The 13863-nt window shown below is 61.2% G+C and carries 16 protein-coding genes; 11 read left to right on the top strand and 5 right to left on the bottom strand.

Annotation, left to right across the window (positions count from 1 at the left end; translation table 11 throughout):
* Nucleotides 1–45: 45 nt before the first annotated feature.
* Nucleotides 46–1218: a hypothetical protein gene (locus EB235_RS23585; protein ID WP_027028671.1), complete on the bottom strand. Its 1173-nt coding sequence runs from the start codon at nucleotides 1216–1218 to the stop codon at nucleotides 46–48.
* 284 nt (nucleotides 1219–1502) lie between these two features.
* On the opposite strand from EB235_RS23585, the gene EB235_RS23590 reads away from it, so the two are divergent.
* The 5 genes from EB235_RS23590 to EB235_RS23610 all read left to right on the top strand — a co-directional run bounded on the left by EB235_RS23590 (nucleotide 1503) and on the right by EB235_RS23610 (nucleotide 4502).
* Complete coding sequence (locus EB235_RS23590) at nucleotides 1503–2054, top strand: RNA 2'-phosphotransferase (RefSeq protein ID WP_027028670.1); 552 nt, start codon at nucleotides 1503–1505, stop codon at nucleotides 2052–2054.
* Nucleotides 2051–2719 carry a phosphoribosylformylglycinamidine synthase subunit PurQ gene (gene purQ, locus EB235_RS23595; protein ID WP_027028669.1) on the top strand — a complete coding sequence of 223 codons (669 nt, stop codon included), beginning with the start codon at nucleotides 2051–2053 and terminating at the stop codon, nucleotides 2717–2719. The genes EB235_RS23590 and purQ overlap by 4 nt, the downstream gene beginning before the upstream one ends.
* A gap of 69 nt (nucleotides 2720–2788) precedes the next feature.
* On the top strand, nucleotides 2789–3454 hold the full coding sequence (locus EB235_RS23600; RefSeq protein ID WP_027028668.1) for a glutathione S-transferase family protein: 666 nt from the start codon (nucleotides 2789–2791) through the stop codon (nucleotides 3452–3454).
* On the top strand, nucleotides 3451–3858 hold the full coding sequence (locus tag EB235_RS23605) for a hypothetical protein (protein ID WP_027028667.1): 408 nt from the start codon (nucleotides 3451–3453) through the stop codon (nucleotides 3856–3858). The genes EB235_RS23600 and EB235_RS23605 overlap by 4 nt, the downstream gene beginning before the upstream one ends.
* Before the next feature lie 2 nt (nucleotides 3859–3860).
* Nucleotides 3861–4502, top strand: a complete 642-nt coding sequence (locus EB235_RS23610) for a Pr6Pr family membrane protein (RefSeq protein WP_027028666.1) — start codon at nucleotides 3861–3863, stop codon at nucleotides 4500–4502.
* Nucleotides 4503–4532: 30 nt separating this feature from the next.
* Here the strand turns inward: EB235_RS23610 and EB235_RS23615 are convergent, their stop codons facing one another.
* Entirely contained in the window at nucleotides 4533–4784 is a 252-nt protein-coding gene (locus tag EB235_RS23615) for a DUF1127 domain-containing protein (RefSeq protein WP_027028665.1), read from the bottom strand.
* Between the two features lie 93 nt (nucleotides 4785–4877).
* Between EB235_RS23615 and EB235_RS23620 the strand changes: the two genes are divergently transcribed.
* Nucleotides 4878–6287 carry a PLP-dependent aminotransferase family protein gene (locus EB235_RS23620; RefSeq protein WP_027028664.1) on the top strand — a complete coding sequence of 470 codons (1410 nt, stop codon included), beginning with the start codon at nucleotides 4878–4880 and terminating at the stop codon, nucleotides 6285–6287.
* A gap of 16 nt (nucleotides 6288–6303) precedes the next feature.
* Here EB235_RS23620 and EB235_RS23625 read toward each other — a convergent pair whose 3' ends face one another.
* Nucleotides 6304–6468: a hypothetical protein gene (locus tag EB235_RS23625; protein ID WP_167334844.1), complete on the bottom strand. Its 165-nt coding sequence runs from the start codon at nucleotides 6466–6468 to the stop codon at nucleotides 6304–6306.
* A 202-nt stretch (nucleotides 6469–6670) separates the two neighbouring features.
* Here EB235_RS23625 and purL point away from each other — a divergent pair, with 202 nt between their 5' ends.
* The 5 genes from purL (at nucleotide 6671) to EB235_RS23650 (ending at nucleotide 11984) form a co-directional block, all read left to right on the top strand.
* Nucleotides 6671–8902 carry a phosphoribosylformylglycinamidine synthase subunit PurL gene (gene purL / locus EB235_RS23630; RefSeq protein WP_027028663.1) on the top strand — a complete coding sequence of 744 codons (2232 nt, stop codon included), beginning with the start codon at nucleotides 6671–6673 and terminating at the stop codon, nucleotides 8900–8902.
* Nucleotides 8903–8949: 47 nt separating this feature from the next.
* Nucleotides 8950–9483 carry a hypothetical protein gene (locus EB235_RS23635; RefSeq protein ID WP_032926188.1) on the top strand — a complete coding sequence of 178 codons (534 nt, stop codon included), beginning with the start codon at nucleotides 8950–8952 and terminating at the stop codon, nucleotides 9481–9483.
* 121 nt (nucleotides 9484–9604) lie between these two features.
* Nucleotides 9605–9838: a BolA/IbaG family iron-sulfur metabolism protein gene (locus EB235_RS23640; RefSeq protein ID WP_010909092.1), complete on the top strand. Its 234-nt coding sequence runs from the start codon at nucleotides 9605–9607 to the stop codon at nucleotides 9836–9838.
* A gap of 420 nt (nucleotides 9839–10258) precedes the next feature.
* Nucleotides 10259–10594: a Grx4 family monothiol glutaredoxin gene (grxD, locus tag EB235_RS23645; RefSeq protein WP_027028661.1), complete on the top strand. Its 336-nt coding sequence runs from the start codon at nucleotides 10259–10261 to the stop codon at nucleotides 10592–10594.
* A gap of 121 nt (nucleotides 10595–10715) precedes the next feature.
* The gene (locus EB235_RS23650) at nucleotides 10716–11984 is read left to right on the top strand and encodes a multidrug effflux MFS transporter (protein ID WP_080681004.1); all 1269 of its coding nucleotides are present in this window, start codon (nucleotides 10716–10718) and stop codon (nucleotides 11982–11984) included.
* Between the two features lie 48 nt (nucleotides 11985–12032).
* On the opposite strand, the gene EB235_RS23655 is transcribed toward EB235_RS23650, so the two are convergent.
* A complete protein-coding gene (locus tag EB235_RS23655; RefSeq protein ID WP_027028659.1) occupies nucleotides 12033–12860 on the bottom strand; it encodes an inositol monophosphatase family protein in 828 nt (275 codons plus the stop codon).
* A complete protein-coding gene (gene ttcA, locus EB235_RS23660; protein ID WP_027028658.1) occupies nucleotides 12850–13737 on the bottom strand; it encodes a tRNA 2-thiocytidine(32) synthetase TtcA in 888 nt (295 codons plus the stop codon). Before ttcA ends, EB235_RS23655 begins: the two co-directional genes overlap by 11 nt.
* Nucleotides 13738–13863 lie beyond the last annotated feature (126 nt).

Genomic DNA, 13863 nt, shown 5'->3' on the forward strand with positions numbered 1-13863 from the left:
GCCTTACGCCGACAACGCCCGGTTGCCGGCGCGCGATGACCCGGCCTAGATGGCTCGTAGATTCTGCGGCTTGCGGACCCACAAATAATAGATCGCGACGGCGCCCGCGATGATCATGAGCAGCTTGTAGAACATTCGTTTGACATCGCCGCCATCGAAAATCTTGTCGATTCCTTCGAAGCTGGCAGGATTGCGCAGCACTTCTATCCTGGCACCGACCGATGTCGGGAAATTCACATAAAAATCTCCTTCGACGTCGAACGAGTATTGGCCACCGTCCGGAGCGCGATAGGCAAGCTTTGCGGTCGGGATTTTCGTGATGCGCCAAGCACCCGCGCCCGGTGCCGGCGTTGAAGGGACTGGTTCAACCTCCGGAGAGCAATCGGTGCGGGACTGCTCAACCCAGCTCCGCCTGACTTTGATTTCGAGCACACATTGCATTCCCGTCTCAACCACATTCGCCTCCTGCCGCTCCCAGGTGAAGGTGTGAATGAAGCGGACGACGGCAGGCTTGATTGACCATGCTCCCATAAAGAAAAGCGCAGCTGCCAGGATGGTCGCCATTAGCCTGAACACGAATCGTCCAACTGCCATGCGGCGCTGAGACCATTTCAGGGCTTGCAACTGGATTTTCCTGACCCGCGGATCGTCGGAAAGCTCACCCGGATCTCGCCCGTCAATGATTGCGCGCCGCAGGATCGTCAACACCATCATGCTGGCCCAACCCAGGATGACGACGATGAGAAGCTGCCAGTATAGTCTGTAGAAAGTGGTGTAGTGGCTGGCGACGCAGGCGTTCGCGAGATCGATCCGCGACATACCGTGACGGCCGCCCGCATACCATCCACCGTTTTTTGAAATAAGCGGCACCAGCAACAATACCGTAAGGACCGCCCCTGCCAGGAAAAGCCTGCGGTAAACGCGAAAGTCTCTCTTGTAGCTGAAAACGTCAATCAGATCCGAGACGACCAGCCCTGCGGAAATGACACCAAGACCGACTGAAATGATTGCGGTTGCCAGCAGTAAGCGTGTGAACGAGACAGCGCATGCTCCCAGGTCCGTATCGAGAGAAAGCCAGGTTGAAAAAAGCGTTCCGGTAGAGGGGTTAACGTCCCACATCAGCATGAACGCAAACGCGCAAAGCGATGCTATGATCGTTGCCGAGACCCACATGCTGCGCCGAACATTTTCGCGCTCTTTGATCTTGTTGCTGTCCACTCGAGCCCCAGTCCTTTGTATGTAAATTCATCTTGCGAGTAGAAGCGTTAACGCCGGGATTCATGCTGTATAAAATCTTCGATATGGTCTCTCAAAGCCCACAGACATGGGCGTAGACTTAATCGACAGTAACCGCCTGAAACCTTCGTGGACGCTTTTCAGCAAGAACTCTTGGCCTGGGCGATTTGACCGGCGGGCTCCCACTGGTTAGACCGGCAAGCGATATCTCAGATGGACGGACCGGAATTAACCCTCCAAAACACCGTGGCGCGATCGCTTCTCACATGCCCAACGACACGCAAGTCTCGAAATTCATGAGCCTGGTCCTGCGGCACGCGCCGCAAGAGGCTGGATTGTCGCTTGACGAAAACGGCTGGGCCGATTTTGACGCGCTTTGTGCGGTCATCCGGACGAAGTTCGGCGCATCGGCCGCCGACGTTTTGCGCATCGTCGAAGAGAATCCGAAAAAGCGCTTTGCCGTCGATGGCAATCGCATCCGTGCCGTGCAGGGCCACAGCGTCGATGTCGATCTCGGCCTGCCGCCGTCGGTGCCGCCTGATTTGCTCTATCACGGCACCAAGGAAGAGTTTCTCCCCAGCATTCTGCGCGAAGGCCTGACCAGCCAGTCACGCCAGCACGTTCACTTGTCAAAGGATGTGGAAACGGCTCTGATCGTGGCGCGGCGCCGTGCCGGGAAAAGTGCTATCCTGCAAATCGACTCGGCATCCATGACCAAGGACGGGGTGTCATTCTTTCTCTCCGATAACGGTGTCTGGTTGACCAACCACGTTTCACCCCGGTATCTCACTCAGATGCTCGAACGGGAATTGCCATGAAATCCGCCGTCGTCCTCCTGCCTGGCCTCAACCGCGACCGCGACATGATTGCGGCGCTGACCAAGATTTCCGGCAAGCCGCCCGTCACCGTCTGGCAGACCGATACCGAAATCCCCGATGTCGACCTGATCGCCATTCCGGGCGGCTTTTCCTTCGGCGACTATCTGCGCTGCGGCGCCATTGCCGCGCGCATGCCGGTGATGCGGGCCGTCGCCGAAAAGGCGGCCAAGGGCGTCACCGTCATCGGCGTCTGCAACGGCTTTCAGATTCTGGTCGAGGCGGGCCTATTGCCGGGCGCCTTGATGCGCAACACTTCGCTGAAGTTCGTCTGCCGGCAGGTGAAGCTTGAGATCACCAATGCCAACACGATGTTCACCCGCCGCTATCAGCCCGGCCAGATCATCCGAACGCCGGTCGCGCACCATGACGGCAATTATTTCGCCGACGCCGACACGCTTGCCCGCCTCGAAGGCGAAGGCCAGGTCGTGTTCCGTTATGCCGAGGGTACCAACCCCAACGGCTCGATCAACGACATTGCCGGCATCATCAACGAACAAGGCAATGTGCTCGGCTTGATGCCGCATCCCGAAAACCTGATCGAAGCAGCCCATGGCGGCAGCGACGGTCGCGGACTGTTCGAAAGTGCGCTCGGCATTGCCGCATGATATCACCAAGGCGCATGCCTTGAAAAACAGCCGGACATCAAGTCCGCGTCACATGGGAGAGAGACGGTCATGAAACTCTATTCGCGGCCGTTGTCGCCCTACTCATCGATCGTGCGGGCGCTGGCCTACATCAAGGACGTGCCGCTCAAGATCATTGCGCCGCCGCCGGGTTTTCCGATCCCGGAAGAATTTCGCGCCATTTCGCCGATGAATCGGATTCCGGTGCTGATCACCGGCTCTGGCGAAACCATCGTCGAATCGGTGGTCATCGCCGAATATCTCGAGGAGCGGTTTCCGGAACCGGCATTGCTGCCGCCTGACTCCAAGGACCGCGCGCTGGTGCGCATGTTCGCCCGCATCACCGATCTCGACGTGCTGACGCCGACAATGAAGCTTTTCGAGCTGCATTTCGTCCAGAAGCGAAACAATGCCGAGATCGACGCCCAGTTCGCCCGCTTGCATCACGGGCTGGCGGCGATCGAGGCACGCATGGCGCAAGGCCCCTTTGCGCTCGGCGACGACATCAGCTTCGCGGATGCCTGGCTGACGCCGACGCGCTTCATCTTCAACAATTTCCGGGCCATGACGGGACATCACGACCTGCTCGCCGCCTATCCCAAATTCGACGCCTATGAGCAGATCGCTTCGCAGCATCCGGCACTGTCGCGGGTGTGGGGCGAGATGACGGACGGCCAGAAGATCTTCCTGTCCGAACTTGAGATGGGTGCCGCTTGATCAAGGTGAAGACAATCGCGCTCGTTGCCGCGACAGGCTTTGCCTTGGCATCGTGCCAATCGACTCCGAAAAGCACGCCTGTCCCGTCGGGCAAGAGTGCGTCGCTGCTGGCCATGGAGCAGGTGGCGATATCCGCCCACAAATGCTGGATCGCCAGCAAGGATCCGGCCTTCAAGCAATATCAGATGGCCAACGAACTGAACTCGTTCAGCGGTACGCCACGCTTCCTGCTGGTGCCGGCGAAGCAGTATGGCGGCAAGCCGCTGCTGGTGGTGCAGGCGCAAGGCAATTCGAACCGCGTCGACGCGTTCGGGCCGCTGATGAACGATCCGATCGGCGCGCGCATCAGCTCCGACATTGCCCGCTGGCAGGCCGGCAATCCGGCCTGCGCCGCAACCGCATAGCCATGGGCCGCTTTCTGCAGGTCGCGGGTCTGGTCATAGGTCTGGCCGGGCTCGTCCTGCAGTTCTGCATCACCATTCCAGCGTCGATGGAAGCCGGCCGCAGCCTGCTTGGCTCGATTGTCTTCTATTTCAGTTTCTTCACTATCCTGACCAACATCAGCGCCGTGCTGATCTACACCTCGCTGCTGTCATCCAGCTTCTATGCGTGGCTGCCGGCCTTCGCCGGGCCGCGAATGCGCGGAGGGGTCGCTGTTTCGATCACGCTGGTCTTCATCGTCTATGCCACGGTTCTGGCGCGGCTCTGGCAGCCGCAGGGCCTGTTCCTGCTCTGCGATGTGCTGCTGCACTATGTGACGCCGGTCCTGTTCGTGCTGTGGTGGCTGGTCGCGGGTGCCGACGGCAGGACACGTCTGCGCGACGTGTCCTGGTGGGTGCTCTACCCCATCGCGTATCTGGTCTATGCGCTGGCGCGGGCGCCGTTTGCCGGCGAAGTGCCCTACCCCTTCCTCGACGTCGCCAAGAACGGCGCAACCAGTGTCGCTCTGGCGGCACTGTCCATCACGGCGCTGTTTCTGGTGATATGCGTCGTCGCCGTTTTTATCGATCGCGGCATAGGCCATCGCGGGGCCAAACGCGTCCGCTAATGCATGCCGCGACGCGCCTTAGGTTGGCCGCTATTCCCAGAAAGGCCTGACGCCCTCGCGATGGGCATCGCAGCGGGAAAGGCCGATGTCCTTCAGTTGATCGTCGGTCATCTCAAGCAATGCCAGCCGGCTGCGCCGACGATCAAGCAAATGGTCGATCCATTTCGCCAGCGAGATCACCACCCACACCAGACGGCTGACAAAGCCGGGACGACCTGACGGGCGGCGCGTTTGGCTGGGAAGCGCGGCTCTTGAATGACTGATTGTCGCGATTGTATCCATTTTCTTTCTGCCAAAACTCTCAATTGCACCCTTTTTGGTGCGCGACTGATATGTATTGACTCACAATCCGGTGCAATATAGAAAATTGTCACCATGACAAATTGGCTTCCAGACCTCACCGGCTCCGGCCCGCTGTATCAGCGCCTTGCCGACTCCATTGAGACGGACATCGATCGGGGTGTGATCGATGCCGGCGCAAAGCTGCCGCCGCAGCGGGACCTCGCCTACGATATCGGCGCCACGGTCGGCACGGTCGGCCGGGCCTATCAATTGCTGCGCGAGCGCGGGCTGGTGAGCGGCGAAGTCGGGCGCGGAACCTATGTGCTGGGACAGCGCGCCGGAAATGCGAAACCGGAAGCTCCCGATGTCAGCGTGGAAGGCACGCGGTATGTCGATGCGCCCAGGGACAAATTGCGTTTCGACAGCACGGCGGCACCCGATATCGGCCAGGGCGCCATTGTCGCCGATGCGCTATCGCGCGTGGCGCAAGACCATCCGCACGAGATTTCAAGCTATACGCGCGATTTCCCCGACCGCTGGTATGAGGCTGGCGCCCGCTGGCTGTCGCGAAATTCCTTCCGTCCGGCTGCCGATACAATCGTTCCGACGCTCGGCACACATGCAGCGGTGATGGCGGCGATCGCAGCACTGACCACGCCCGGCGATTATGTTGCCTTCGAGCACCTCACCTACTCGCAGATCTCGCGCAGCGCCGGGCTGATCGGCCGGCGCACGGCGTTGGTGGCATCGGATGACGAAGGCCTCGACCCGGCCGATTTCGAGCGTGTCTGCGCGCAAAAACATCCCAGGATGATCTTCCTGATGCCGACGGCGCAAAATCCCACCCTGGTGACCTTGTCGCCGGCGCGTCGCGAGGCGATTGCGCGGGTCGCGCGTGAATACAATGTCATTCTCATCGAAGACGATCTCTACGGCCACCTGACCGATGACCCGACACCGTTGCTCGCCGAATATGCTCCGGAGAGAACCATTATCGCCGGCGGTCTGTCGAAGTCGGTCGCGGCCGGCATGCGCGGTGGTTGGCTCTCCTGCCCGCCTGCCTATCGCCACCGTATCCGCGTCGCCCACAAGATGATGACCGGCGGCATGCCCTTCCTGTTGGCAGAGGTGAATGCCCGGCTGGTGCTTTCCGGCCAGGCCAGCGATATCCGCAAGCGCAGCATCGCCGAAATCAGCGCCCGAATCGCGATCGTGCGTGAGACTCTGGCCGGTTTCGCCTTCCAGTCTCACGACAGGGTACCCTTCGTCTGGCTGACTTTGCCCGACCCCTGGCTTTCCGGCACCTTCAAGAACGCCTGCCTGGAACACGGCGTGCTGATCGACGATGAGGACGAGTTCAAGGCCGGCCGCTCCGAACAGGTCTTTCACGGTATCCGCTTCGGCGTTTCGCAGCCCAGACAGCGCGGGGATGTCGCCGACGGCGTTGCGGTCCTGCGGCGCCTCCTCGATGAGGGCCGCGCCGGCTACGACAGCTTCTCCTGACGGAGCCAGGCCCGGATCAGCCTTCGGCCTTGAAGTTCCTGGCTTCCTTTTCGGCCTTGTCCTTGCCGTGCTTTTCAGCCAGTTCCTTGGCCTGTCCAGGCGAAACGTCTGTCGTTTCCGCGATATGCATGGCCTCCTTGTCCGAGAGGCGATTGTCTTTCTTGCCTTGCTTGGTAGCCATGGTCCAGTCTCCTGAGTGGTTGAGACCTAACGGCCGGCACATCGTAGCGTTCCATTCGGCCTAGCGTTCCTCGCTGTGAAGGCCATCACGGTCGTCACCTTGTCCTTTCTGTCTTTTTCCTCGATCGACGGGTGTATCGGCCGCAAAGCTTGCGATATGAGGGGACTCAGAATCCCGCTCCCATGGACATAAATCGCCGCCCATGACCATTTCCAATTCCGTGCCGATCACCCCAGAACTCATTGCCGCGCACGGGCTGAAGCCCGACGAATACCAGCGCATCCTCGACCTGGTCGGCCGCGAGCCGAGCTTCACCGAGCTCGGCATTTTCTCGGCGATGTGGAACGAGCACTGCTCCTACAAATCCTCGAAGAAATGGCTGCGCACGCTGCCGACCACCGGGCCGCAGGTCATCCAGGGGCCGGGCGAGAATGCGGGTGTGGTCGACATCGGCGATGGCGACTGCGTCGTCTTCAAGATGGAAAGCCACAACCATCCCTCCTTCATCGAGCCCTATCAGGGTGCGGCAACCGGCGTCGGCGGCATCTTGCGCGACGTCTTCACCATGGGCGCGCGGCCTATCGCGGCGATGAATGCGCTGCGCTTTGGCGCACCGGACCATCCCAAGACGCGGCATCTCGTATCAGGCGTGGTTTCCGGCGTTGGCGGTTACGGCAACGCCTTCGGCGTGCCGACGGTCGGCGGAGAGGTCAATTTCGATGCTCGCTACAACGGCAACATCCTGGTCAATGCCTTTGCCGCAGGCCTTGCCAAGACCGACGCGATCTTCCTGTCCGAAGCCAAGGGCGTCGGCCTGCCGGTCGTCTATCTCGGCGCCAAGACCGGCCGCGACGGCGTCGGCGGCGCCACCATGGCCTCGGCCGAGTTCGACGACAAGATCGACGAGAAACGGCCGACCGTGCAGGTTGGCGATCCCTTCACCGAAAAGTGCCTGCTCGAAGCCTGCCTCGAATTGATGGCCTCGGGCGCCGTCATCGCCATCCAGGACATGGGCGCGGCCGGCCTCACCTGCTCGGCGGTCGAGATGGGCGCCAAGGGCGACCTCGGCATCGAGCTTCACCTCGACAAAGTGCCGGTGCGCGAAGAGCGCATGAGTGCTTATGAGATGATGCTATCGGAAAGCCAGGAGCGCATGCTGATGGTGCTGCGCCCGGAGAAAGAAAAGGAAGCCGAGGCGATCTTCCACAAATGGGGCCTCGACTTCGCCATCGTCGGCAAGACCACCGACGATCTGCGCTTTCGTGTCATCCACCAGGGCGACGAGGTCGCCAATCTGCCGATCAAGGACCTTGGCGACAAGGCGCCGGAATATGATCGCCCATGGGTCGAGCCGAAAAAGCCGGCGGCACTGGCGGCCGGCGATGCACCGAAGGCCGATGTCGCCGATGCCCTCTTGAAACTGCTCGGCGGGCCGGACCTGTCGTCGCGCCGCTGGGTGTGGGAGCAGTATGACACACTCATCCAGGGCAATTCGCTGCAGCTTCCCGGCGGCGACGCCGGCGTGGTGCGCGTCGAAGGGCATGCGACCAAGGCGCTCGCCTTCTCGTCGGACGTGACGCCGCGCTATTGCGAGGCCGACCCGTATGAGGGCGGCAAGCAGGCGGTGGCCGAATGCTGGCGCAATCTCACCGCCACCGGCGCGTTGCCGCTGGCGGCGACCGACAACCTCAATTTCGGCAATCCGGAACGGCCGGAGATCATGGGCCAGCTGGTCGGCGCGGTGAAGGGCATCGGCGATGCCTGCCGGGCGCTCGACTTCCCGATCGTGTCCGGCAATGTCTCGCTCTACAACGAAACCAACGGCCAGGGCATCCTGCCGACGCCCACCATCGGCGGCGTTGGCTTGATATCAGACTGGTCGAAGATGGCGCGCATCGGCTTTGCCGCCGAAGACCAGATGATCCTGCTGGTCGGCGCTCCGGCGACATGGGGCAGCCATCTCGGCCAGTCCGCCTATTTCAGAGACATTCATGGCCGTACCGACGGCCCGCCGCCGCCTGTCGACCTCGCGCATGAAAAGCGCGTCGGCGACCATGTGCGCGCGCTGATCGCGTCGGGCGTGGTGACGGCGGCGCATGACCTTTCCGATGGCGGCCTTGCCGTGGCCCTGGCCGAAATGGCGATGGCATCCGGCATTGGCGCCACCGTTCCGGGTCTTGCCGGCACCGACCCGATCCCGGTCTGGTTCGGCGAGGACCAGGGCCGCTATCTCCTGACGTTGTCGGTCGATCCGCAAAGCAAGGAATGGGATGCCATCCGCGAGGAGCAGAGCAAGCTCGGCATCTTCGCGCCATGGATCGGCTCGACCGGCGGAACTGAGCTGAAGCTCGGCGACGCCAGGGCAATCCCGGTCAGCGACTTGACCGCAGCCCATGAAGGCTGGTTCCCGCGCTTCATGGATCAGGCCAGTTGACCGGAGCATGATCCCGAAAAGTGGAACCTGGTTTTTCGGAAAAGATCATGCTCAATCACGGGAAACTGGCCACGCGGGCGCTGCTTGCAGTCGTTTTCTGGCCGTCGCTGTTCTTCTTCTGGTTCCTCGGGCCGTTCGTCTTCTTCCTGCTGTCAACGACCTCGAGCGAGGTTTGTCCGCTGCTGGAAAGGCGTGAGCAATTCCTGGCCTCGGCCAATGGCACGCTGCCGATGCTGGTTCTGCAGAACCTGATCTATGCGGTTCCCATCGTCTGCCTGGTGCTTTGGAGCCGACTTCTGCCGGAGCCTGCGCGGGCCAGGCAGATCGTCATCTGCATCAAGCTTTTCGCCATTGCGGCCATCCTGGGGGCGCTATGGGAATATGGTTCGTCGCTGGTCTGCGATGGCTACGGGCAACCGTTCTTCTCGCCTGTCTGGCAGATCACCAGCTATCTGCCGATCGCCAACATAGTCGTCAACATTCCTCTCTATGTGCTGGTCTTCAGCCTAGGCCGTGCCTTTTCAACGCGCGAAGATGATCCCACGGAAGATACAGCCCGGCCGGACGGGACCGTCTCGTAAAGCTCAATTACCCTCAACCGGATGGAAGCGCTTCAATCGCGGCCAGAAACGCTTTAGGCTCATCGCGACTCTCATCGCATGGGCAGCCACGCTGCCGCCCGCCCGAAACAGGAATTCTGCCATGGCAATGGATGCCCACGACATCGAAAAACTGATCAAGGACGGCATTCCGGACGCCAAGGTGACGATCCGCGATCTGGCCGGCGACGGCGACCATTATGCCGCCGAAGTCGTGGCCGAAAGCTTTCGCGGAAAAAGCCGCGTCCAGCAGCACCAGATGGTCTACGACGCGCTGAAGGGCAATATGGGCGGCGTGCTGCATGCGTTGGCGCTGCAGACCAGCGTGCCTGACTAGGTAGTCTATGACCTGGATCCCAGATCTCCTCTTTTCCATGTTGTTCAGGCGCATTGGAGGAGATCGGGCGATTCAGCTGATTTTGACAGCGGCATGGAAGGGTATCGTTTTCGTGGCGCGATCCTTTGTTGATCTGGCGCTTCGGCTCATCCCTCCGGCCCCAATACGCCCCGCGCCTCCAGCGTTTGGTGATGAGCGTTATCGCGGTCTTTCTCTTCGCCGGCCTCGCAAGCACGCCGCCGCTGGCCAGCAGAATGTCTAGATCCGCCGCATAGGGCCGTCACCTGGTTTGGCCCAAGCCGTGCCAACTCTTGCGCCATTTCAGCGCCGGCACGGCTAATGTCTTGTTTCGGGCAATCGATGGGTTTATTTGATAGGAATGCTTCGAGCCTGACTCCCACGGGCATGAAAGGATATTCCATGAGCGGTATCAACGACTACATCGACAATGAAGTGAAGGGCAACGACGTCGTCCTTTTCATGAAGGGCACGCCCGGTTTCCCGCAGTGCGGATTTTCCGGCCAGGTGGTCCAGATCCTCGACTATATCGGCGCCGACTACAAAGGCGTGAACGTTCTGGACTCCGCCGAATTGCGCCAGGGCATCAAGGAATATTCCAACTGGCCAACGATCCCGCAGCTCTATGTAAAGGGTGAGTTCGTCGGCGGCTGCGACATTATCCGCGAGATGTTCCAGGCAGGCGAACTGCAGACGTTCCTCGTCGACAAGGGCGTGAGCGTAAAAGCCACCGCCTGACACGCACCGAGCACCGGGGCAGCCTAACCTCGGCAATTAACGTGTCCCTGATATCGGGGGCCAAGACGAGCCAATGCGCCGGCCCGCCGGCGCGTTTTCGTTTTTAGAGATCGGACTTGCCGTGGACCAGCATTCGACAGCGCCGCAATTGGCAGGCAAACTGCCCATTCCGCGCTGGGAATTCATTGCGCTCTGTGCCGCTTTGATGGCGCTCAACTCGCTGGCCATCGACATCATGCTGCCGGCGCTGCAGCAGATCGGCGCCTCGCTCGGCGTCGAAAATGAAAACCACCGGCAATATGTGGTCACCGCCTACATTCTGGGTTTTGGTGGCGGCCAGCTGTTCTTCGGACCGATCTCCGACCGATTCGGACGCCGCGCACCTCTCGTCGTCGGTCTGATCATCTACGTGGCTGCCGTCGCCGCCGCCGCCATCGCGCCGAGTTTTGACGCGCTTCTCCTTTGCCGAGCCGTGCAAGGCATCGGGGCAGCCGCCACGCGTGTCATCGCGGTTTCGATCGTGCGCGATACATTCGAAGGCCGGCGTATGGCCGAGGTGATGTCGCTGATCTTCATGGTGTTCATGGCGATACCGGTCATCGCGCCCGGTGTCGGCCAGTTCATCATGCTTTTCGCGACCTGGCATTGGATCTTTATCACCATGGCCATCGGAGCGGTGCTTGTCTCGGCATGGTCGCTGCTGCGCCTGCCTGAAACGTTGCGTCCCGAACATCGTCGGCCGCTGACGGTATCTTCCATCCTTGGCGGTTTCCGCATCGTGCTCACCAACCGCATTGCGATTTGCTATGCCTTCGCCAGCACCTTCGTCTTCGCCGCCATGTTCGGCTTCATAGCCTCCGCGCAGCAGATCTATGTCGACATATTCAACGTTGGTGAGATGTTCCCGGTCATCTTCGCCGGGGTCGCCGGCGTGCTCGCCTTCTCCAATTTTCTGAATTCACGCCTCGTCGGTCGCATCGGCATGCGCCGGCTCTCGCAGAGCGCGCTGCTGCTGTTCTTGACCATCAGTCTCGCCTGGCTGGTCGTCTCGCTGGAAATGAAGATGCCGCTTTGGCTGTTCGTCACCTTCTTCGCCAGCGCCATGCTTCCATTCGGTGCACTCGGCGCCAATTTCAACGCGCTGGCCATGGAGCCGCTTGGCCAACTGGCTGGTACGGCCTCTTCCATCCTGGGTTTCATGCAGACGTTTCTTGGCGGCATCCTCGGTACGCTGATCGGCCAGGCTTTCAACGGCACGGTGACGCCATTGGCCGCCGGCTTCTGCAGCGTTTCGGTCGCTACCCTGCTGATGATCCTGCTCGCCGAGCGCGGCAGGATGTTCCAGCCGCACAACCCACCGGTTTTAGGCCACGTCACCGACCTGCACTGATTGTTGTTTGTCGGCCGACAGATTGGCGCTTTAAATGCCGCGCAGGAATTATTCTGCCCACAGTTCGCGGCGCAACTCCTGCCAGCTTTCGCGGTCGGGAGCGACGAGCAAACCGCCGCCGACATGCGACGGCAGGTAGGCTGTGCCATCGAACCGCGCGGCGTGGCCGCCAGCCTCGGCATGGATCAGCACGCCCGCGAGATGATCCCAAGGCATCAGCTTGTTGTAGACGACGAAATGGCCATGGCCGCTGGCCAGCAAGCGGTATTCGTGGGCGGCACAGCGGTAGTTGAACTGCGACAGCGTCTTGGTCTGGTTACAGGCCAGCCGCGTGCGGTCTGGCTCGGCCATGTATTGCCAGGACACCGCACCGGTCATCTGAGAAATCGGCGCGCGCGCGGCAACCCGCACTTTCTCCAGCGTACCATACGCGTGGCGGATATGGCTGCCGGCACCTATGCCACCGATCAGCCAGTCCTTGCCGACCGGATCGTGAATGATGCCGGCAACGGTTTCGCCCTTGACCACGGACGCCAGCATAACGCCGAACAGGGGCACGCCGGAGGCAAAGTTGAACGTGCCGTCGACCGGGTCGATGACGAAGGCCAGATCGGCGTCGCCCAGACCGTTGAGCAGCGCCGGATTGTCGGAACAGGCCTCCTCGCCCACAACCATCGCCGAGGGATAGCGATCGCGCAGCCGCGCCGTGATCAGCCGCTCGGCGTTGACATCGGCCTCCGTCACCAGATCGGCGGCGGAGGTCTTCTGTCTGATGTCGCCATCACCCAGCCGGCGAAAGCGGGGCATGATTTCGGTGTCGGCCGCCTCGGCCAGCAGGCTGGCCAGCCAGTCGATCGCATTGTCGTCAAATATCATTGGAAGCGTCTTGTCCTGTCATGAGGGCCTGGTTCAGGGCGGCGAAATCGAACAGCTTTCGATCGAGCAGATGCGACGGCCTGGTGTTGGACAGCGCACGCAGCATCGTGTCCTTGCGGCCAGGCATGCGCTTTTCCAGATCGTCCAGCATCGCCTTCATGGCGTTGCGCTGCAGGCCTTCCTGGCTGCCGCAGAGATCGCAAGGGATGATCGGGAAGCGCATCGCGGCGGCAAATTTTTCAAGGTCGATTTCGGCGCAATAGCTCAGCGGCCGCAGCACCATGACATCGCCTTCGTCGTTGAGCAGCTTTGGCGGCATGGCCGCGAGACGGCCGCCATGGAACAGGTTCATGAAGAAGGTTTCGAGAATGTCCTCGCGGTGGTGGCCGAGAACCAGCGCCGAGCACCCCTCCTCGCGCGCGATGCGGTAGAGATGGCCGCGCCGTAGCCGCGAGCAGAGCGAGCAATAGGTGCTGCCCTGCGGCAGCTTGTCTGTGACGATGGAATAAGTGTCCTGATACTCGATGCGGTGTGCAATGCCGTTGGCGTCGAGATAATCGGGCAGAATGTGTTTTGGGAAGTTCGGTTGGCCCTGATCAAGATTGCAGGCCAGCAGTTCGACCGGCAGCAGCCCGCGCCATTTGAGGTCCAGCAGCACGGCAAGCAAACCGTAGGAATCCTTGCCGCCCGACAGCGCGACCAGCCAGCGCTGGCCCGGCTCCACCATCGAAAAGTCCTCGATCGCCTGGCGGGTCAGCCGCAGCAGCCGCTTGCGCAGCTTGTTGAACTCGACCGAGGACGGCACATCGGCGAACAGCGGATGGAAACCACCCTCGGAGATCGGTTCAAGCGTTTCGATGTCTGGCAGCATGTTCATGGCGCGGTGGCCCCGGGGATGTAACGTCCGCCCGGATTAGCGCATCGGCCGGAAAATCGAAACGGCAAAGCCGATGCGCGAAACAAAAAGGCCGCCTCGAGGGCGGCCTTTCGATGATATGGCAGA

The organism is Mesorhizobium loti R88b (assembly GCF_013170845.1).
GTDB classification, from domain to species: domain Bacteria; phylum Pseudomonadota; class Alphaproteobacteria; order Rhizobiales; family Rhizobiaceae; genus Mesorhizobium; species Mesorhizobium loti_B.